Raw genomic sequence first — 19051 nt, 5'->3', positions numbered from 1 at the left:
CGGCAAATGCGCCGCAAAGCTCAGGCTTGCTGTACGAAGGTGAGGCGTATCGCAAAACCGATCAAAAGACTGCCAAACAGCCATTGCTGAAGGCGCTGGGCGGACGGGCTGCGTTCCAGCCAGCGGCCGATTCTTGCGCCGGCCAATCCATAGCAACTGTCGAATCCCAGGCCGACCGCCACCAGAATCGCTCCCAACAGCGCAAACTGCGCAGTCACCGATGCGCCATGTGGATCAATGAATTGCGGCAGCAGCACGGAGCAGAACAGCAGCGCCTTGGGGTTGAGCAGGTTGGTCAGCAAACCCCGCTGGAAGGCTTCGCGCCAGGCATGCGCCGGCGCCGTGCTGTGCTCGGCGTTCAGGTTGGGCAGCAGGTTTGAGCGCAAGCACTGCACGCCGATCCACAGCAGATACGCCGCACCGCCCAGGCGCACCACATCGAAGGTCCAGGGTGCGACCTTGAACAGGGTCGCCAGGCCCATCCCCGCCAGCGCCACGTGGCAGGCTCGCGCCAGGCCCAAGCCGCCTGCGGTTGCCAGTGCCATCGCCTTGCCCTGGCGGGCGCCGGTTTGCAGCAGCAGGATCATGTCCGGGCCGGGCAGCAGGTACACCACTGCCAACGCGACTAAAAACAACCAGAGTTCTGCCATGTGCCTGCCCCTTGCGGTAGGTGATTCGTAGGGCAATTTTAGGGGCGAAGGCCGGGGCAGGTGCTTGCGTAGTCAGATGGAAAAGCGTCTAGTCTTGGCACAATCTGCCACTTTTTTCGGGCGAAACATTTCACTTATGCCAAATCTGAAGCTGGACGCATTTGACCGCAAGATTCTTGAAGCCCTGCAACGGGATGGCCGGCTGAGCAACGTGCAACTGGCGGACGAGATTGGCCTGTCGGCCTCGCCCTGCTTGCGGCGTGTGCGGCTGCTGGAAGAGGCCGGGGTGATTCGTGGTTATCAGGCAAGCCTGGACCGGGATGAAGTCGGGTTGGGGCTGACGGTGTTTGTCGGGGTGAAAGTGGAGCGGCATAACGACGAACAGGCGGAGGCGTTTCGGTTGGCGGTGACGGCGCTGCCCCAGGTGATTTCGGCGTTTCTGGTGTCGGGGGAGTCGGATTTTCTGCTGCAAGTGGTGGTGCCGGACTTGCGCGGGTATGAACGGTTCCTGACCGGGAGCTTGTTGAAGTTGCCGGGGGTGAGTGATATCCGCAGCAACTTCGCGATTCAGACGGTGAAGACGCCCGGGGCATTGCCGCTGAGTCACCTTCCCGGCTAGATCGTTCCTACGCTCCGCGTGGGAATGCCGCCCTGGACGCTCCGCGTCCGCTTTAAAAGTCGTGACGCGGAGCGTCACCGGATGCATTCCCACGCAGAGCGTGGGAACGATCAGATAAGGACGCCGGGGGCATCTTCCCGGCTGGTGATTTCTTATTGTGGTAAGGACGCTTGTTGTGGCGAGGGAGCTTGCTCCCGCTGGGCTGCGTAGCGGCCCCAAAATCTTGGGAGCGCTGCGCACTCCAGCGGGAGCAAGCTCCCTCGGGGCGCGCCCCCCCCCCCCCCGCCCCCCCCCCCCCCCCCCGCCACTGGGGTTGTGTGGATTTGGGGAGGGAGGTGGTCGTCAGGTCCACCAGTAGCGCACGAGATGAAAGAAGATCGGCGCGGCAAAACACACTGAATCCAGCCGATCCAGCATCCCGCCGTGCCCTTCGATCATGTGCCCCCAATCCTTCACGCCGCGGTCGCGCTTGATTGCCGACATCACGATCCCGCCGGCAAACCCCAGCAGGTTGATCAACAGTGCAATCAGGAACGACTGCCAGGGATTGAACGGCGTGGTCCACCACAGCGCCGCGCCGATCAGGGATGACAGCAGAATCCCGCCGACAAACCCTTCCACGGTTTTAGACGGCGACAAGTTGGGTGCGATCTTGTGTTTGCCGAACAGCTTCCCGCACACGTACTGCAACACGTCCGACAGTTGCACCACGATCACCAGGTAGGCAATCAGCAGCAGGTTGCGGCCTTCGTAGCCGACGATATCCAGGGTCAGCAGCGCCGGCACGAAGGACACACAGAACACCGCGATCATCAGCCCCCATTGCACTTTCGACGCCCGTTCCAGGAAGTGCGTGCTGTCGCCGCCCAGTGACGCGAGGATCGGCAGCAGCAGGAACACGTACACCGGGATGAAGATCGAGAACAGCCCGTACCAGTCGAAGTAGATCAGCAGGTATTGCAGCGGCAGCGCCAGGTAGAAGGCCGCCACCAGCGCCGGGTAATCGCTTCGCCGGGTCGGCGTGAGTGTGAGGAATTCCCGCAGGGCATAGAACGACACGGCGTAAAACAGCAGGATCACCGCGCCGGTGCCGAGCCAGAACGCCACGCCGATCACCACCACCATCACCCACCACGCATTGATGCGGGCGTTGAGGTTGTCGATCACCGCGTTGGGTGTGCCACGGGTGCGCAGTTTGAGGATCAGGCCGATCAGCGAGGCGAGCACGAGGATCGCGCCGATCCCGCCGAACAACATCAGGGTTTGGCTATCCATCTCAGGAATGCTCCGGGGCAAGGGCGAGCAAGGCGTCGCGGGTGCGGGCGAGGAACAGCGCCTTGTCTTCGCCGTCCTCCAGTTGCAGCGGTGCGCCGAAGCTGGTGGTGCACAGCAAGGGCAGCGGCAGCACACGGCCCTTGGGCATGACCCGGTTGAGGTTGGCGATCCACACCGGGATCAATTCGGCTTGTGGATAACTCTTGGCCAGGTGATACAGCCCGCTTTTGAACGGCAACAGGCCGTCTTCCAGGTTGCGCGTGCCCTCGGGAAAGATGATCAGCGAGTCGCCGTTTTCCAGGGCCTGAAGCATCGGCGCCAGAGGGTTATCCACAGGGTCCTTGCGCTCGCGGTCGATCAGCACGCCGTTGAACACCCGGTTGATGATGTAGCGGCGCAGGGCGCTGGTGTTCCAGTAGTCGCTGCCGGCCACCGGGCGGGTGAATTTACGCAGGTTCTGCGGCAACGAGGCCCACAGCAGCACGAAATCGCCGTGGCTGCTGTGGTTGGCGTAGTAGATGCGTTGCACCGGCACCGGCGCGCAGCCAAGCCACAGGCTGCGGGCGCCGGTGACGGTGCGGGCCATGGAGGTAATCAGGGTGGCGACCACAGGTTCGAACATGAGGATTCCTTATCCGGCGAAGGGCAGCCAGGGGCTGGCCAGGATGACGGCCACGGTCAGCAGCACTTGCGCCGCCAGCAGGTAGGCTTGCTTGCGCAACAGTTTCAGGGCGCCGCGACGGCGCTCGGTCCAGGGGCGGCCTGCGCGTTTGGCGGATTGCAGGCCAAGGGTTTGCATGGCCTGGTCGAAGTCGGGCGTGCGGTCGGTGTCGCGGGCGAGCAGGGCGAACAGGTCGGCGTCGAAGGCCACCCGCAGCGCCCAATATTTTTCCAGCAGCCCGAGCACAATCATCCACAGGCTGAGGATCAGGCAGACCGGCGTGATGCTGGCCATCAGCAGTTGAGCGAGGCCGAACAGTACGCCGAGCAAGGTCAGGCCTGTGGATAACTGATCCAGGGAACGGCCCCGCCGCAGCAGGCTGGCGACGACCTGTAATTCCATATCAGCGGGCATGGGCTAAACCCTCCAGGGCTTCACGGTGCGCGGAATGCAGGACCACACGTGGGCGTGCTGTACGAATAATAGCCACCGCCTCGTCGACATTGCCTGCGCGCCCGGTATGTAGCAGCCATGCAGCCACGGCGGTGGCGCTGCGTGAGTAACCGAGGGCGCAGCACACCAGCAAGGGTCCGGCTGAGCGTAGCCGCTCTATCGCTTGGGCGGCTTCCACGCATTGCGCTGCAGTGGGCGCCGTCAGGTCGAGCACTGGCAGACTGTAGTAGGCGCGACCCTGTGGATTAATCGGCAATTCGGCGCACAGATCGACCACCGCCTTGAATGATCCCAGCTCACCGCTGGTGGGAATTCGCCCCAGCCAAACGTTATCCACAACCTGATCGGGCTGTGGATGTCTACGTGTCCACAGGCGGGAATTGATCCAGGCGGCCACCAGATAAGGCGCCAACAACCAGCGCGCCGCCGGAGTGAGTCGTCCGTCGGCGCGTTTCTGAAATCCCGAAACGCCCAGTACCAGGTAATTCGCCTTCATCAAGCCAAGGGATACCGCCGGCCAAAGCAGCCACAACCAGCCGCCGCCGAGGGAAAACGCCAGGATCAAACACACCAGCGACCCGAAGCCATAGCGCAGCCCCAGCCGCCAACGCTGGCGGTCCCTGGTCAGCTGGGCATTCAGCAGCGGGCTCGGATGTTCCAGCGGCCACAGCCACACGCACAGCCAGCCGGCGAGGGCGCCTGTGGGTAAGTCAATAAAGTGATGTTGATAAGTGGTCAGCACCGAAAGGCCGATCAACGCGAACCAGCCATGCACCAGCCAGCGCCACAGGCCCTGGCTATGCCGCTGATACATTATCCACAGCACCACCAGCAGCGCGATGTGCAATGACGGCGCCTGGTTGAACGGCTTGTCGAACCCGGCGAGTACCGCAAACAGCCAGCCAAACACGCCGTCCAGCTCCGGTCTTTCGAAGGTGAAACGCAAGGGCCAGATCAGGAAGCAGGTGACGGCAATCACTTGGGCCGTCAGCAGGCGCAAGGCATGTTGTTTCAGTTCATGGCGGGTGCTTGGGAGTAGCAGGGAGAAACCGTAGAGCAGGTCGATCGACCAGTAGGGCACGATGGTCCAGGCCCAGAACGGGATATGGGTTTCCCAGCCGAACACCATCGTGCCCACGTCGCTGCGCTGGCTGGTGACCCACGTGGCAAAGCCGTAGGTGCTGAAAAACAGCGGCGCCAACAGCAGCAGCCACAGCACCGCCGGTTTCAACAGGCCCGGTTCACGCATGGGTCAGACTCGCTGTGCCAGGGACACGCTGAAAATCCCCCACTCATCCACGCGTTGGGTGATCTTGCGGAAACCGGCGGCTGCCACCAGTTGATCCATTTCCGCCTGGCTGCGCCGGCGCATTACCCAGGCCTGGCCCTGGCGGTGGCTGGTGAGGGCGCGGGCGATCAGTTCCAGTTGCGGGTGCCACGGTTGGCCGGTGTACACCAGATAACCACCGGGCTCCACGGCTTCGGCCAAGCCGGCGAGCGAGCCACCGACCATCGCGTTATCCGCGAACAGTTCATATAGCCCGGACACCACCGCCAGCGTCGGCTTGGGTTCCAGCGCCGCAAGGTCCGCCCGGTCAAACGCATCGCCTTTGACGAACTGGGCGATATCCCCCAGCCCTTTTTCACGAATCAGCGCGCCACCGTCGCGCACGTTGATATCGCTGTAGTCCCGCAGCAGGATCGATTCCGGCAACGGCGAAACGCCCTGCAAGGCTTCCAGAATGTACCGACCATGCCCGGCGGCGATGTCGACGATGCGCACTTCCCGCTGCTCGTCCCGCAGCTTGGCCATCGCCAGGCGCAGCAGCTCTTCCACGTTCAACTTGCGCTGACGAATACCGCGCCAGCCGATGGAGTTCAGGTAGTTGGTGTCGATCATCCGCCCCAGCCCGCCTTTGCCGGTGGGTTTGTTGCGGTATACGTAGTCCAGGGTGCTGCCGGAGTCGAAGCCGGTGTCGAAACCGAGCTTCACGCCATCCGACAGTTTGCTGCCCAGGCCCATGCTGGCGCGGGTCATGCGCCAGTACAGGTCGCGCAGGGAGTTGCGTGGCAACGGCGCGGCGAGGGACTCGGATTCGGCGCAGGTCAGGCCAATCCTGTCGGCATCCAGCAAGGAGGCGCGGTCCAGCGGGTGTTCGAAGTTCTGCAGGATAAAGCGCCGGGCGCTGCTCAAGGCCACGGCACGATCACGTTCACCGAGGGTGTCGTGGAAGAAGCCGGGGAGGATGTGCAGCTCTTTCTTCAAGCTGCCGAGGCGGTCGAAAAACTGCTGCTGGGGTTTGCGGTGCACCACAAAGTCCGAGCCGGAGATCAGCAGTTGGGTCGGTACCTGAATTGCCTGGGCATCGGCTACAACCCTGTCGGCCGCTTCGTACAGGCCCAACAGTACATTCACCGAGATGGCTTTGGTGATCAGCGGATCACTGTCGTAGGACGCCACGCGCTCCGGGTCATGGCTCAGGAACTTGGCCTTGACGTAGCTGTTGACGAAAAAGTTGCCGCGAAACTTGCGCATCAACGCCAGGCCCGGCCGGGCGAAGGGCACGTAGAGTTTGACCTTGAATGCGGGGGAGGCGAGTACCAGCGAGCGAATCTTCGGCGCGTAGTCGTGCACCCAGGTGGCCGCGATCACCGCGCCGACGCTTTGGGCGATCACTGCGAGGTGTTCTTCCTCGATGTTGTAGGCGCTGCGGATATGGTCAACGAAAGTCTGCACGTCCCGCGCACTGGTGGCGAAGCTCGGGCTGTCGCCGCGCGCGCCGGGGGATTGGCCGTGGCCACGGGCGTCCCAGGCGAAGAAGTCGAACTCCGGCAGGTTCAGCTCTTCCACCAGGTGGGCGATACGACCGGAATGCTCGTGGCCGCGATGGAACAGCAAGATCGCCTTGCGCGGCGCAAAGCCCGCGGGTGCGGTGGCGGGCCAATGACGGTAGAAAAGCTCCACCCCGTCATGGGTGCTGAAGGTGTGCTCTTGCTGTTCACGCATCGCAAAATCCTTATGCAGAAGGGGAGGTGTTCGTTTCTTCTTTCAAGCCTTGGCGCACACGGTTGACCAGGGTGTAGGCCAGCAACGCCGCGACCAGCCACATCACCGCTTCGACCCAACCGGCACCCAGCCAACCCAGCGCCACGCCGGTGGCCAGCACCCCGAGCACAAACGCCCGATCGCTCTTGCCCATCGGGCCGTCGTAGCGCCGGGAAGCCCCGACCATCGGCCCGAGCACGCCGGCGTATTCGCTGAACACCGCCAGCAGCGTCACCAGCAACACCGGCGCCAGACTGACCTCGGGGATCAGCGCAAACGGCAGGATCAGTGCGCTGTCGGCGATCACGTCGCACAGTTCATTGAGGTAGGCGCCGAGTCGCGATTGCTGGCCGAACTCCCGGGCGAGCATGCCGTCGATGGCATTGAGGGCCATGCGCAGGATCATCCACAGCGGGATCAGCGCAAACAGCCACACATGTTGTGCGAAGCCGGCAATCAGCAATCCCACCAGCAGGGAAACCACCCCGGCCAGCACGGTGATCTGGTTGGCGGTGGTGCCGTTGTCGTAGAGGCGCTGCACCAGCGGGCGCAGCAGGTTCTGAAAACGCGGTTTAAGCTGATAGATCGAAATCATGGGGAGTGACGCTTCCTTGTCCGTAAGCCCGCGAAAAACTCTGGGGAGTGTGCCGATTTATCACCGCTGAAACCAGTGATGGCTCGTGTTTCTGGGGCTTTCGTCACTATCTGTGTGAAACCAAACAAAAATTTCACGCTTCGGGTTATAGAGTAACTAATTGTTTCTGGGTGGGCGTTTGGGGATGCGAGTGGATCTAGACGCTGATGACGTGGCCATCGAAGGGCTGCCGCGTTTTCAGCAGGGGTTGTTTCATGCCCGCCGGTTAAGGCAGGCCGGCATTGGCCTGACGGTGCTGGCGGTTGGCGGCTGGATGCTGGCGCTGTTTGTGGCGCTGTTCGCCCCGCTGTCGATCTGGCCGGTGGTGCTGATCAACTGCGCCTCGGCGTTGCTGGTGCTGGTGGCTGGCTTGCAATCGGCGTGGTGGGTCGCGGATTGGCGGGCCATGGCGCTGGAGGAGCCGGCTGCACGGCTGATCGAACCGCCGCTGCCACAAGAAGAACCTGGCTGGCTAAACCGGCAGTTCGGTCGCGTCGGTAACGGCTTGCTGGTGCAGATTGGCGCACCGGTGTTCTGGCTGTGCGGCTGGTCGTTGCTGGCATTCTTCAGCGTTCTGGAATTCTGGAGCCTGACCTTGCCCGCCGCGGCGCTGGGCCAGGCTGCCAGTGTGGGCGCCGCCATTGCCTTGGCACTGGCGTTCGGCTTGCTGGTGTTTGAACGGCGCATGGCCCAGGAAAGCACCGCCCAATGGCCGGAAGCGGTGCAACTGGCGCAACTGAGCCGGGTGGCGATTATCTGCCTGGTGATCAGTGCGATTTGTCTGCTGTTTGCCGGTGAAGAGTCCGTGTGGCCCTTGCGCCTGGCCGTGTTGGTCGGCCTGTTGCCGGCCCTGGTGGCGCTGGAGTTTCTGCTAAGAGGCCTGCTGTCGCTGTTCAGCCCGCGACAGGAGCGGCTTGAACCGCGCCTGATGGCGCAAAGTTTTATCGCCGGGATGCTGCGCTGGCCGCCGCAACCGTTGCTCGCCTTGCAGCACGAACTGCACAACCGTTTCGGCATCGACCTGCGGCAGATCTGGGCCTTCACCTACATGCGCCGGGCATTCCTGCCAGTGCTGGTAGTGGTGCTGGCCGTAGGCTGGTTGCTGACCGGCGTGCATGAAGTCGCCCTGCAAAGCCGTGGGATCAATGAACGCTTTGGCAAGCCGGTGGAGGTCTTCGGGCCTGGCCTGCATGCCGGTTTGCCGTGGCCGCTGGGTCGCGTACTGAACGTGGAAAACGGCGTGGTCCATGAGCTGGCCACCAGCGTTGGCGAAGCGGCAAACACCGACGTCGCTCCGGCCGAGGGCCCGGCGCCGCTGATCGCCAACCGCCTGTGGGACGCCAGCCATGTGAATGACAAATCCCAGGTGATCGCCAGCAGCAGCGGCGACAAGCAGAGCTTCCAGATCGTCAATATGGACGTGCGCTTCGTGTACCGCATCGGCTTGACCGACCAGGCCGCACTCGCCGCCACCTATAACAGCGCCGATGTGCCCACGCTGATCCGCAGCACCGCCAGCCGCATCCTCGTCCACGAGTTTGCCTCGCGAACCCTTGATGAATTGCTGGGTGAGGAACGCAACAGCCTCGCCGATGAAATTGGCCAGGCGGTGCAAGCGGACCTGAAGAAACTCGACAGTGGCGTGGAAATTCTCGCCACCGTGGTGGAAGCCATTCACCCGCCCTCCGGTGCGGCGAATGCCTACCACGCGGTGCAAGCTGCGCAGATCGGCGCCCAGGCGCTGATTTCCCGAGAGCGCGGCGCTGCCAGTGAGCAGACCAACCAGGCGTTGCTGCAAGCCAGTACCGCCCGTGACCAGGCCCAGGCCACGGCCCATGAAGTCAGCGCCGGCGCCCAAGCGGCGGACCTGCGCTTCAGCGCCGAACAAAAGGCCTATCAACAAGCCGGCCAGGCGTTCGTGCTGGAGCAGTACCTGAGCCAACTGAGCCAGGGCCTGGCTCACGCCAAGTTACTCATTCTTGATCATCGCCTGGGCGCCAGTGGCGCACCGACCATCGATCTGCGTTCCTTTACCTTACCGGCCGACCCTGCGGTGCCGCGTAAAGCCGTTCAATAAGGAGTTCATCTGTTGAGCGCTCATTCTCACGATCACGCAGGCCATGGTCACCACCACGGCCACCATCATCACCATCATGGCGATGAACACGAAGCCGGCCCGTTCCCCTGGCGGCGTATGGGCTGGGCGGTATTGCTCGTGCTGTTCGCGGTCGCCGCGGCGAGCCTGGTGCAGGTGCGTTCCGGTGAAGCCACGGTGATTACCCGCTTCGGCAACCCGTCGCGGGTATTGCTGGAGCCGGGCCTGGGATGGCGCTGGCCGGCGCCGTTCGAGGCGGCGATTCCGGTGGACCTGCGCCTGCGCACCACCTCCAGCGGTTTGCAGGATGTGGGCACCCGCGATGGCCTGCGGATCATCGTGCAGGCCTACGTGGCCTGGCAGGTACAGGGCGACCCCGACAACGTGCAGCGCTTTATGCGTGCGGTGCAGAACCAGCCGGATGAAGCGGCGCGGCAGATTCGCACCTTTGTCGGCTCGGCGCTGGAAACCACCGCCGCCAGTTTCGACCTGGCCAACCTGGTGAACACCGATGCCAGCCAGGTGCGCATTGCCGATTTTGAAGCGCAGTTGCGCCAGCAGATTGATCAACAATTGCTCACCACCTATGGCGTGCGTGTGGTGCAGGTGGGTGTCGAACGGCTGACCTTGCCGTCGGTGACCCTCGCCGCCACCGTCGACCGCATGCGCGCCGAGCGCGAGACCATCGCCACGGAACGCACCGCCGTGGGCAAGCGTGAAGCGGCGCAGATTCGTTCGGCCGCCGAGCGTGATGCGCGGATCGTCCAGGCCGACGCCACGGTGAAAGCCGCCGACATCGAAGCGCAATCCCGGGTCGAAGCCGCGCAGATTTATGGCCGTGCCTACGCCGGCAATCCGCAGCTGTATAACCTGCTGCGTTCCCTCGACACCCTTGGCACAGTGGTCACGCCGGGCACCAAGATCATCCTGCGCACCGACGCAGCGCCTTTCCGCGCGCTGGTGGATGGACCGAAGGATGTTCAGCCATGAGTGAGCGGGAAAGCCTCGACAGCCCGTGGATCCAGGCTGGACGGCTGACGTTCCTGGCGCTGTATGCGGTGACGGTATTGGCCGCGCTGGCGTGGGCGTTTTCCAACGTGCGCCAGATCGACCCGCAGAACCGTGCCGTGGTGTTGCACTTCGGCGCGCTGGACCGGATCCAGAATGCCGGGCTGCTGCTGGCCTGGCCGCGTCCGTTTGAACAAGTGGTGCTGTTGCCCGCCGCGGACCGGGTGATTGAGCGCCGGGTGGAAAACCTGCTGCGTTCCGATGCGGCCACCCAAGCCGATCGCGTGGCCAGTTTTGCCACGCCGCTGAGCGATGCCCTGGCCGGCTCCGGTTACCTGCTGACCGGCGATGCCGGCGTGGTGCAGCTGGATGTGCGGGTCTTCTACAAGGTCACCGAGCCCTACGCGTTTGTGTTGCAGGGCGATCACGTGCTGCCGGCGCTGGATCGACTGGTCACCCGCAGCGCTGTGGTGCTGACTGCGGCGCGGGATCTGGACACGATTCTGGTGGCGCGCCCCGAGTTGATCGGCGCCGACAACCAGGCCGCCGAACGCCGCGAACGGCTGCGTGGCGACCTGGTGCGCGGCATCAATCAACGCCTGGCTGACCTGGCGTCCACCGGCCTTGGCCTGGGCATCGAAGTCACCCGGGTCGACGTGCAATCGAGCTTGCCGGGCCCGGCGGTCAATGCCTTCAACGCAGTGCTGACCGCCAGCCAGCAAGCCGACAAGGCGGTGGCCAATGCGCGCACCGACGCCGAAAAACTTACCCAGACCGCCAACCAGGACGCCGACCGCGCCGTGCAAGTGGCTCACGCCCAGGCCAGCGAACGGCTGTCCAACGCCCAGGCGCAAACCGCTACCGTCGCCAGCCTGGCCCAGGTCCAAGACCCAGGCCTGTTGCTGCGCCTGTACCGCGAACGCCTGCCGAAAATTCTCGGGCAGGCCGGCTCCGTGACCACGGTTGACCCTAAAGACGATTCCCGCCTGATCATTCAGGGAGCCGAACAATGACCGCCCACGCAGCCCCGATGCTCTCATCGGCCGAACAACGCAGCGCCGCCCGGCAACTGACCCTGGCGATGCTCGCCCTGGGCCTGCTCAGCCTGGGCCTGGTATGGCGCTGGCTGGCGCCGGACCAGACCGGCGTGAGCCAACTGCTGTTGGGCGTCGCCTCATTGCTGGTGGCCGTGCCCGTGATGCGCTCGGCCTGGTACAGCCTGCGGTATCCAAGTTTGCATGGCATCACCGACCAACTCATTGCGCTGGCGATGCTCGGCGCCTGGGCTACCGGTGACCTGCTGACCGCCGCGCTGCTGCCGATCATCATGATCTTCGGCCATGTGCTGGAAGAGCGCAGCGTCATCGGCTCCCAGGAAGCGATTCATGCCCTGGGCAAGCTGACCCGTAGCCACGCACGGTTGGTGCAGGCGGACGGGACGATCCTGGAAGTGGACAACGGCATCCTGAAGACCGGCGATATCGTCGAAGTGCGTGCCGGTGACCGCGTGCCCGCCGACGGCGTGGTGCTGTCGGGCCAGGCCAGCCTCGACACCGCGCCGATTACCGGTGAATCGGTGCCGCTGGAAGCGAGTGTCGGCGTGCAGGTGTTTGGTGGCGCGATCAACCTCGACGGTTTGCTGCGCCTGGAAGTGACCCGCACCGGCAATGAGTCGACGCTGGGCAAAGTCATCGCCCTGATGCAGAGCGCCGAACGTTCGAAGCCGCCGATCACCCGATTGCTGGAGCGCTACGCCGGCAGCTACATGGTACTGGTGTTGTTGCTGGCGGCGGTCACCTGGTTTGTCACCAACGACGCCCAGGCGATGCTCGCGGTGCTGGTGGCGGCGTGCCCGTGTGCTTTGGTGTTGTCGGCTCCGGCCACGGCGATTGCGGGCATTGCGGTGGCGGCGCGTCACGGCATTCTGATTCGCAGCTCTGCGTTTCTCGAAGAGCTGGCGGACCTGACGTCGCTGGTGGTCGACAAGACCGGCACCCTGACGTTTGGCACCCTGCGTTTGCAGTCCATCGACACCCGCGAGCCGGATCGGCAAGTGCTGCTCAACCTGGCGGCCAGCCTCGGTTCGGCCAGCAGCCACCCGGTCAGCCGGGCATTGGCGGGGCTGGCGACTCAAGAGCAGATGCTGGTGTTGTCGGATATTCGCGAGCGCCAGGGCCTCGGTGTGGTCGCGCAGACCGGGCAGGGCGAAGCCGCCCTCGGCCGGCCGGAATTGTTTGAGCAACTGGGCATCACGGCCACGGCGGTCCCCAATCACGATGGCCCGATTGCCGGGCTCGCGTTGAACGGGCAGTTCCTCGCTTGGTTGCTGCTGGCGGACAGCGTGAAACCTGAAGCGCGCCAGGCGATGAAAGAGCTGCGTGAATTGGGCCTGGGGCGCCAACTGCTGCTGACCGGCGACCGCCAGAGCGTGGCCGACAGCTTGGCGTTGGAAGTGGGCATCAGCGACGTCGAAGCCCAGGCTTTGCCGGAGGACAAACTCAATCGCGTGCTGGGGGAAATCGGCAGCGGTTTCCGGCCGATGGTGGTGGGCGACGGGATCAACGATTCCCTGGCGCTCAAGGCCGGCGTGGTCGGTGTGGCGATGGGCGCGGGCGGGGCGGATATCGCGCTGGCATCGGCGGACGTGGTGCTGATCGGCAGCGACCTGCGGCGCCTGGGCACCTGTGTGCGCTTGAGTCGCCAGTGCCGGCACACGTTGCAGGTTAACGTGATCATCGGTCTGGGCTGGACGCTGGCAATCGTGGTGTTCGCCGCATTTGGCTGGCTGGGCGCGGCGGGCGCGATGATTGCGGCGGTGCTGCACAACCTCAGTACGCTGCTGGTGCTGGGCAATGCGGGGCGCTTGCTGCGGTTCCAGGAGCCGTTATTGAAACTCGAGGAATAAATTTTTCAGTCGTGCTGTAACGCCATGGGGGGACCTCACTCTAGTGCTATGTCGAGACTGAACAATCCGTTCAGACCGGCTCCACTACCGATCATGAGGAATACAAAATGAACTTCAAAAACGCCGTTTCCGGTGCCGCCCTTGCTATCGCCGCTGCTGGCATGTTCGCCGGTGTTGCCACCCAGGTACAAGCCGCTGACGCGCCGGTTCATTGCTATGGCGTCAACGCCTGCAAAGGCCAGAACGACTGCAAGACCGCAGAGAACGCCTGCAAAGGCCAGGGTGTTTGCAAAGGTCACGGCTTCCTGTCGATGAGCAAGGCGATGTGCGACCAGAAAGGCGGCAAAGTCGGCGAGTAACCGACAACCGAGTGCAACCGCAGCGGGCACCCCCTCCGCTGCGGACACTTTCCCCAGGAGTGTTTTTATGTCCGCTTCCCTTCCGAGTCTGGGTTACGGCCTGGGTCTACGCAGCGAGTACTACCAGCAGATCCTTGAACAATCGCCGGCCGTGGATTGGTTCGAAGTGATCTCCGAGAATTATCTGGTACAGGGCGGCAAGGCCTTGTACTACCTGGATGCGATAGCCGAGCGTTATCCCCTGGTGATGCACGGTGTGTCCCTTTCAATCGGCGGGCCCCATGCCCTCGATACCGATTACCTGAAACAACTCAAGCAGCTCTCCGAGCGCATCCGGCCGGCGTGGATTTCCGATCACCTGTGCTGGAGCCGTGGCAACGCGCACCAGTTGCATGACTTGCTGCCGCTGCCCTACACCGAAGAAAGCCTGTACCACGTCGCCGCTCGCGTACGGCAGGTGCAGGATGTGTTGCAGCGCCCGTTCGTGCTGGAAAACGTCTCCAGCTACGTGCGCTCCAAGGCGGATGAGTTTACCGAATGGGAATTTCTCAACGCCCTGAGCCACCTCACCGGCTGCCAGTTGCTGCTGGACGTGAATAACGTCTACGTCAGCTCGCGCAATCACGGGTTCGACGCCTGGGAATTTATCCGCAACCTGCCGCCCGAAAGCATCCGCCAACTGCACCTGGCCGGGCATATGGATTACGGCGACTACGTGATCGACACCCATGACCATCCGGTATGCGATCCGGTGTGGGCGCTGTATCAGCGGACCCTGGAGCACCTCGGGCCAGTCTCGACCTTGCTCGAACGCGATGACCATTTCCCGCCTTTCCAGGAACTGCTCGACGAGTTGAACAAGGCCCGCGAACTGGGCGCGAGCGCGCTGGACAGGAGAGCGTTATGCGCCTGATCGATTGGCAATTGGCCTTTGAGCGGCATTTGCTGGCCGAATCTTCCACTGCCAGCAACAGCTTCAGCGCCACCTTGATCGGCGGCCCGACCCTGGATGTCGAGACGGGCCTGGCGATTTACCACAACGCCTATCACGCCCGATTGCAGGAAGTGCTGCGCGATGACTTCAGCGCCGTCTGGTATTGGCTGGGGGACGAGGAGTTTGCAGCGCTGGGTTCGGCCTATATCTGCCGTTATCCCTCGGCCCATTACAGCCTGCGCTGGTTTGGCGAGCGGTTCCCCGGGTTTATCGTTGAGCATTATGGCGAGCAAGGTTTCGCGCCTGCCGAGCTGGCGCGGCTCGAATGGGCATTCACCCTGGCCTTTGATGCACCGCAGGGCGAGCCGTTGACCCTGCAAGACATGGCAACGCTGCCGCCCGAAGACTGGCCTGGGCTGCAGGTGCAGTTGGTGCCCTCGGTGCAGCAGGTGCTGTGTGATTTCAACAGCCTGGGCATCTGGCGTGCGAGCAAGGGCGAGTGGGACTTTCCCGGCAGCGAAGCCCTGCCATTGGCGCAGGTGTGCCTGGTCTGGCGCCATCAGAATGTCTGCCAATACCGCAGCCTGGAACCGGCGCAAGCCTGCGCGCTGACAGGCATGGTCGCCAACGGTTGGAGTTTTTCCGAACTGTGTGCCGAGTTGGCAGTCACTTACCAGGAGGGCGCGCCATTGCAAGCGGTTACCTGGCTGAAACAGTGGGTCCAGGAGGGTTTGCTCCAGCGGCGGGCACCATAGAAAGGCGCTATTGTTTCGATAGCCTGCTAATTTTTCCGTGGATGGTCTACCCTCATTTCAGACGTCTGAAACAAGGGGGGACTACTCATGCTCGCGCAACTTCCACCGGCCTTACAGAATCTCAAGCTACCGCTGCGTCTTCGACTCTGGGACGGCCATGAATTCAACCTGGGCCCGGATCCCAGCGTCACCATTGTGGTCAAGGACCCCATGATGGTTTCCAAGCTCAGCCATCCGACGCTCGACTCACTGGGCGAAGCTTTCGTCGAGGGCAAACTGGAGCTGGAAGGCTCCATTTCCGAAGTGATCAGGGTCGTTGACGAGTTGAGTCATGCCCTGGTTGATGACGACGAGGGGAGTCGTCCGGTGCGCTCGATCCACGACAAGGCCACCGACGCAGCTGCTATTTCCTACCATTACGACCTGTCCAACGAGTTCTACCAGCTGTGGCTGGACCGCGACATGGCCTATTCCTGCGGGTATTTCGAAACCGGCAGCGAATCCCTTGATCAAGCCCAACAAGACAAATTCCGCCACCTGTGCCGCAAATTGCGGCTGCAGCCGGGGGAGTATTTGCTCGACGTGGGCTGCGGTTGGGGTGGGCTGGCGCGGTATGCCGCGCGGGAATTCGGGGTCAAGGTGTTTGGTATCACCCTGAGCAAGGAACAGCTGGCGCTGGCCCGGGAGCGGGTGAAGGCCGAAGGCCTGGAAGACCAGGTAGAGCTGACGCTGCTCGACTACCGCGACTTGCCCCAGGATGGCCGGTTCGACAAGGTGGTGAGCGTGGGGATGTTTGAACACGTTGGCCACGCCAACCTGGCGGAGTACTGCAAGATTCTCTACGGCGCGGTGCGTGAGGGCGGCCTGGTGATGAACCACGGGATTACCGCCAAGCACATTGATGGCCGGCCCGTAGGCCGTGGCGCCGGGGATTTTATCGAGCGTTATGTGTTCCCCAACGGCGAGTTGCCGCATCTGTCGATGATGACCGCCGAGATCAGCGACGTGGGCCTGGAAGTCGTCGACGTCGAAAGCCTGCGCCTGCATTACGCGCGCACGCTGGATCACTGGAGCGAGCGCCTCGAAGACAACCTGGAAGCGGCAGGCAAGATGGTGCCGGAACAAGCCTTGCGCATTTGGCGCCTGTACCTGGCCGGCTGTGCGTATGCGTTTGCCCGGGGCTGGATCAACCTGCATCAGATTCTGGCGGTGAAACCCCATGCCGATGGTAGCCATGAGCTGCCGTGGACGCGGGATGACCTGTACCAGTAAGCAATGGTACCGGTGATCTGAATGTGGGAGCGGGCTTGTGTGGGAGCGGGGGGGGGGGGGGGGGGGGGGGGGGGGGGGGGGGGGGGGGGTTTTTTTTTTTTTTTTTTTTTTGTTCCCCCCCCCCCCCCCCCCCCCCCCCCCCCCCCCGCTCCCACATTGGGTTCGGTGCAAGCCTTACAAGATTGGAGAAATCAGCCGCGCGATCCGCATGCCCAATTGTTGCAGGCGGTGGGTCTGGCGGTTTTCTTCCTGGCTGATTTCATGGGCCAGGGCGAAGTCTTCCAGCAGCATGTGCTCCACCTGGCTGGCGAAAGTGTCATCTACCGTCAGCAACATCACTTCGAAATTCAGCCGGAACGAGCGGTTATCCAGGTTCGCACTGCCGATGGCGCTGATTTCACGGTCGACCAACACCACTTTCTGATGCAGGAATCCTGGCGTATAGCGGAATACCCGCACCCCGGCGCGCACGGCTTCGATCGCATACAGGCTGGAAGCGGCGTAGACGATGCGGTGATCCGGCCGTGACGGCAGCAGCAGGCGCACGTCGACACCGCGCAATACCGCCAACCTCAAAGCCGCAAACACCGCCTCATCGGGAATGAAATACGGGCTGGTGATCCACACCCGCTCGGTCGCCGCATGAATGGCCTCGACGAAAAACAGCGAGCAGGTTTCATAAGGGTCCGCCGGGCCGCTGGCCAGCAACTGGCAGAGCACGCCGTCGTCCGGGTAGGTATCCGGCAGCAGCAGCGGCGGCAACTCCCGCGCGGCCCAGAACCAGTCTTCGGCAAACGACTCCTGCAAGCACGCCACCACCGGGCCGCTGACTTGCACATGGGTGTCACGCCATGGCGCCAGCGGCGGTTTCTTGCCCAGGTACTCATCGCCGACGTTATGCCCACCGACGAACCCGGTAATGCCATCCACCACCACGATCTTGCGGTGGTTGCGGAAGTTGACCTGGAAGCGGTTGAGCCAGCCGCTGCGCGTGGCGAAGGCCTTGACCTGCACCCCGGCGTCTCGTAGCGACTGCACATAACGATGGGGCAGGGCATGGCTGCCGATACGGTCGTACAGCACGAAAATGGCTACGCCTTCGGCGGCTTTTTCCTTGAGCAAGGTGTGCAGTTGGCGGCCAAGTTCGTCGTCATGAATGATGAAGAACTGGAACAGCACGGCGGTCTTTGCCGAGCGAATCGCCTCGAAAATCGCGCTGAACGTAGCCTCGCCATTGATCAGCAAACGCACCTGATTATTCGCCAGGCACGGCATGCGCCCCAGCTTGGGCATGGCCCGTAGCGAAGCGTAGGCCTGGGAGTTGCGCGCGGCCAATGCCTCTTCAACCCATGGGCGCCAGTTCAGCTCGGTGATCGCCTTGTGCATTTCCTGGTTGGCCTGGCGCCGCGCCTGAATGTAGGCGTCGAAAGTGCTCCGGCCAAAGATCAGGTAGGGAATCAGCGTCAGGTAGGGGATGAACATCAGCGACAATGCCCAGGCAATCGAGCCTTGGGCGGTCCTGACGGTCAGCACCGCATGGATGGCGGCGAGGGTGCCCAGAAAATGCAGGGTGGCAATGAAATAGGCGAGCAGGTGCGGGCCAAAGAAATCCATGGACAACGGTACTCCTGACGAACAAGTGCCTAACAGACCATGTTCGGCCACGAATGTCGCTATTTTATTTGCTGTGCAACACTGGCGCTTTTGCGGCGTCTAACGCCGACAATTGCCCAGGAGTTACCCGATGAATGCTCGTCTGCTTGGTTTGGCCATGGTTGTTGGTTTGACGCTGCCTGTGGCGGCGCAAGCGCAGATGTTGGCGCCGGGCTTGTGGGAGTTGACCACCAGCAACATGAAGGTCGATAACCAGGACCTGCCGGACTTGTCGCTGATCCTCGGTCAGCTCAAGCAACAGATGACCCCGGAACAACGCGCGATGCTTGAGAAGCAAGGCATCACCATGGCCGGCAAAGGCGTGCAGGTGTGCCTGACTCCGGCCCAGGTGGCGTCCGATTCCATCCCGCTGACCGATCCGCAATCGGGCTGCAAGCAGGAAGTGACGGACAAGACCGGCAACCAATGGAAATTCCGTTTCAGCTGCCCGAAAGCCCAGGGCACTGGCGTGGCGACGTTCCAGAGCCAGCAGGAATTCACCACTACGGTTAACGGTACCTTCAACGCCACCGGCGTACAGCAGAAGGGCAGCCTGGACACCCACGCGCAGTGGTTGGGCAGCAACTGCGGCACGGTCAAACCCCGCGCTTAACCTAAGACATACCCCGATCAAAATGTGGGAGCGGGGGGGGGGGGGGGGGGGGGGGGGGGGTGGGGTGGGGGGGGGGGGGGGGGGGGGGGGGGGGGGGGGGCACGCGGGCCGCGACGGGG

Annotated in this window: 18 protein-coding genes; 10 read left to right on the top strand and 8 right to left on the bottom strand. The window is 63.1% G+C overall.

The window, feature by feature from the left end; all coding sequences use genetic code 11:
- Positions 1-20: 20 nt before the first annotated feature.
- Entirely contained in the window at positions 21-650 is a 630-nt protein-coding gene (locus ACIOMR_RS11915) for a LysE family translocator (protein ID WP_177009026.1), read from the bottom strand.
- Positions 651-795: 145 nt separating this feature from the next.
- On the opposite strand from ACIOMR_RS11915, the gene ACIOMR_RS11910 reads away from it, so the two are divergent.
- Entirely contained in the window at positions 796-1269 is a 474-nt protein-coding gene (locus ACIOMR_RS11910) for an Lrp/AsnC family transcriptional regulator (RefSeq protein WP_032899927.1), read from the top strand.
- Between the two features lie 342 nt (positions 1270-1611).
- Here the strand turns inward: ACIOMR_RS11910 and ACIOMR_RS11905 are convergent, their stop codons facing one another.
- The 6 genes from ACIOMR_RS11905 to ACIOMR_RS11880 are packed head-to-tail and all read right to left on the bottom strand — an operon-like array spanning position 1612 to position 7299.
- The gene (locus ACIOMR_RS11905) at positions 1612-2544 is read right to left on the bottom strand and encodes a phosphatidate cytidylyltransferase (protein ID WP_063033761.1); all 933 of its coding nucleotides are present in this window, start codon (positions 2542-2544) and stop codon (positions 1612-1614) included.
- 1 nt (position 2545) lies between these two features.
- Entirely contained in the window at positions 2546-3166 is a 621-nt protein-coding gene (locus ACIOMR_RS11900; RefSeq protein WP_003213522.1) for a 1-acyl-sn-glycerol-3-phosphate acyltransferase, read from the bottom strand.
- A 9-nt stretch (positions 3167-3175) separates the two neighbouring features.
- A complete protein-coding gene (locus tag ACIOMR_RS11895; RefSeq protein WP_003213520.1) occupies positions 3176-3619 on the bottom strand; it encodes a hypothetical protein in 444 nt (147 codons plus the stop codon).
- Entirely contained in the window at positions 3609-4907 is a 1299-nt protein-coding gene (locus tag ACIOMR_RS11890) for a phosphatase PAP2/dual specificity phosphatase family protein (protein ID WP_401194227.1), read from the bottom strand. The genes ACIOMR_RS11895 and ACIOMR_RS11890 overlap by 11 nt, the downstream gene beginning before the upstream one ends.
- 3 nt (positions 4908-4910) lie before the next feature.
- Positions 4911-6665, bottom strand: coding sequence for a bifunctional alpha/beta hydrolase/class I SAM-dependent methyltransferase (locus ACIOMR_RS11885; protein ID WP_102604024.1), 1755 nt, complete (start codon positions 6663-6665; stop codon positions 4911-4913).
- Between the two features lie 10 nt (positions 6666-6675).
- Entirely contained in the window at positions 6676-7299 is a 624-nt protein-coding gene (locus ACIOMR_RS11880) for a CDP-alcohol phosphatidyltransferase family protein (RefSeq protein WP_003213515.1), read from the bottom strand.
- Between the two features lie 184 nt (positions 7300-7483).
- On the opposite strand from ACIOMR_RS11880, the gene hflK (ACIOMR_RS11875) reads away from it, so the two are divergent.
- The 8 genes from hflK (ACIOMR_RS11875) (at position 7484) to cfaB (ending at position 16666) form a co-directional block, all read left to right on the top strand.
- Positions 7484-9415, top strand: a complete 1932-nt coding sequence (hflK, locus tag ACIOMR_RS11875) for a protease modulator HflK (protein ID WP_401194223.1) — start codon at positions 7484-7486, stop codon at positions 9413-9415.
- Positions 9416-9424: 9 nt separating this feature from the next.
- A complete protein-coding gene (hflC, locus tag ACIOMR_RS11870) occupies positions 9425-10423 on the top strand; it encodes a protease modulator HflC (RefSeq protein WP_161635746.1) in 999 nt (332 codons plus the stop codon).
- On the top strand, positions 10420-11454 hold the full coding sequence (gene hflK / locus ACIOMR_RS11865) for a protease modulator HflK (protein ID WP_003213508.1): 1035 nt from the start codon (positions 10420-10422) through the stop codon (positions 11452-11454). Before hflC ends, hflK (ACIOMR_RS11865) begins: the two co-directional genes overlap by 4 nt.
- The gene (locus ACIOMR_RS11860) at positions 11451-13346 is read left to right on the top strand and encodes a cation-translocating P-type ATPase (protein WP_177054046.1); all 1896 of its coding nucleotides are present in this window, start codon (positions 11451-11453) and stop codon (positions 13344-13346) included. Before hflK (ACIOMR_RS11865) ends, ACIOMR_RS11860 begins: the two co-directional genes overlap by 4 nt.
- A 107-nt stretch (positions 13347-13453) precedes the next feature.
- Positions 13454-13705, top strand: a complete 252-nt coding sequence (locus tag ACIOMR_RS11855; protein ID WP_102370195.1) for a hypothetical protein — start codon at positions 13454-13456, stop codon at positions 13703-13705.
- Between the two features lie 67 nt (positions 13706-13772).
- Entirely contained in the window at positions 13773-14618 is an 846-nt protein-coding gene (locus ACIOMR_RS11850; RefSeq protein WP_087694584.1) for a DUF692 domain-containing protein, read from the top strand.
- The gene (locus ACIOMR_RS11845; RefSeq protein ID WP_401194218.1) at positions 14609-15394 is read left to right on the top strand and encodes a putative DNA-binding domain-containing protein; all 786 of its coding nucleotides are present in this window, start codon (positions 14609-14611) and stop codon (positions 15392-15394) included. Before ACIOMR_RS11850 ends, ACIOMR_RS11845 begins: the two co-directional genes overlap by 10 nt.
- Before the next feature lie 87 nt (positions 15395-15481).
- Complete coding sequence (gene cfaB / locus ACIOMR_RS11840) at positions 15482-16666, top strand: C17 cyclopropane fatty acid synthase CfaB (RefSeq protein ID WP_177022405.1); 1185 nt, start codon at positions 15482-15484, stop codon at positions 16664-16666.
- Positions 16667-16840: 174 nt separating this feature from the next.
- Here the strand turns inward: cfaB and cls are convergent, their stop codons facing one another.
- Positions 16841-18280 carry a cardiolipin synthase gene (gene cls / locus ACIOMR_RS11835; protein WP_134327562.1) on the bottom strand — a complete coding sequence of 480 codons (1440 nt, stop codon included), beginning with the start codon at positions 18278-18280 and terminating at the stop codon, positions 16841-16843.
- Between the two features lie 130 nt (positions 18281-18410).
- Here cls and ACIOMR_RS11830 point away from each other — a divergent pair, with 130 nt between their 5' ends.
- Complete coding sequence (locus ACIOMR_RS11830; RefSeq protein ID WP_003213494.1) at positions 18411-18932, top strand: DUF3617 domain-containing protein; 522 nt, start codon at positions 18411-18413, stop codon at positions 18930-18932.
- Positions 18933-19051 lie beyond the last annotated feature (119 nt).

The organism is Pseudomonas sp. NPDC087814 (genome assembly GCF_044742865.1).
GTDB lineage: Bacteria > Pseudomonadota > Gammaproteobacteria > Pseudomonadales > Pseudomonadaceae > Aquipseudomonas.
Note: the sequence above shows the minus strand (reverse complement) of the source record. Positions and strands in the feature narration are given on the sequence as shown.

Coding starts and splice junctions, on each gene's coding strand:
- ACIOMR_RS11890 (WP_401194227.1), bottom strand. CDS start 4,907: ATGCGTGAACCGGGCCTGTTGAAACCGGCGGTGCTGTGGCTGCTGCTG.
- hflK (WP_003213508.1), top strand. CDS start 10,420: ATGAGTGAGCGGGAAAGCCTCGACAGCCCGTGGATCCAGGCTGGACGG.
- ACIOMR_RS11905 (WP_063033761.1), bottom strand. CDS start 2,544: ATGGATAGCCAAACCCTGATGTTGTTCGGCGGGATCGGCGCGATCCTC.
- ACIOMR_RS11850 (WP_087694584.1), top strand. CDS start 13,773: ATGTCCGCTTCCCTTCCGAGTCTGGGTTACGGCCTGGGTCTACGCAGC.
- ACIOMR_RS11860 (WP_177054046.1), top strand. CDS start 11,451: ATGACCGCCCACGCAGCCCCGATGCTCTCATCGGCCGAACAACGCAGC.
- ACIOMR_RS11895 (WP_003213520.1), bottom strand. CDS start 3,619: ATGCCCGCTGATATGGAATTACAGGTCGTCGCCAGCCTGCTGCGGCGG.
- ACIOMR_RS11830 (WP_003213494.1), top strand. CDS start 18,411: ATGAATGCTCGTCTGCTTGGTTTGGCCATGGTTGTTGGTTTGACGCTG.
- ACIOMR_RS11855 (WP_102370195.1), top strand. CDS start 13,454: ATGAACTTCAAAAACGCCGTTTCCGGTGCCGCCCTTGCTATCGCCGCT.
- hflK (WP_401194223.1), top strand. CDS start 7,484: ATGCGAGTGGATCTAGACGCTGATGACGTGGCCATCGAAGGGCTGCCG.
- ACIOMR_RS11915 (WP_177009026.1), bottom strand. CDS start 650: ATGGCAGAACTCTGGTTGTTTTTAGTCGCGTTGGCAGTGGTGTACCTG.
- ACIOMR_RS11845 (WP_401194218.1), top strand. CDS start 14,609: ATGCGCCTGATCGATTGGCAATTGGCCTTTGAGCGGCATTTGCTGGCC.
- ACIOMR_RS11900 (WP_003213522.1), bottom strand. CDS start 3,166: ATGTTCGAACCTGTGGTCGCCACCCTGATTACCTCCATGGCCCGCACC.
- cls (WP_134327562.1), bottom strand. CDS start 18,280: ATGGATTTCTTTGGCCCGCACCTGCTCGCCTATTTCATTGCCACCCTG.
- cfaB (WP_177022405.1), top strand. CDS start 15,482: ATGCTCGCGCAACTTCCACCGGCCTTACAGAATCTCAAGCTACCGCTG.
- ACIOMR_RS11880 (WP_003213515.1), bottom strand. CDS start 7,299: ATGATTTCGATCTATCAGCTTAAACCGCGTTTTCAGAACCTGCTGCGC.
- ACIOMR_RS11885 (WP_102604024.1), bottom strand. CDS start 6,665: ATGCGTGAACAGCAAGAGCACACCTTCAGCACCCATGACGGGGTGGAG.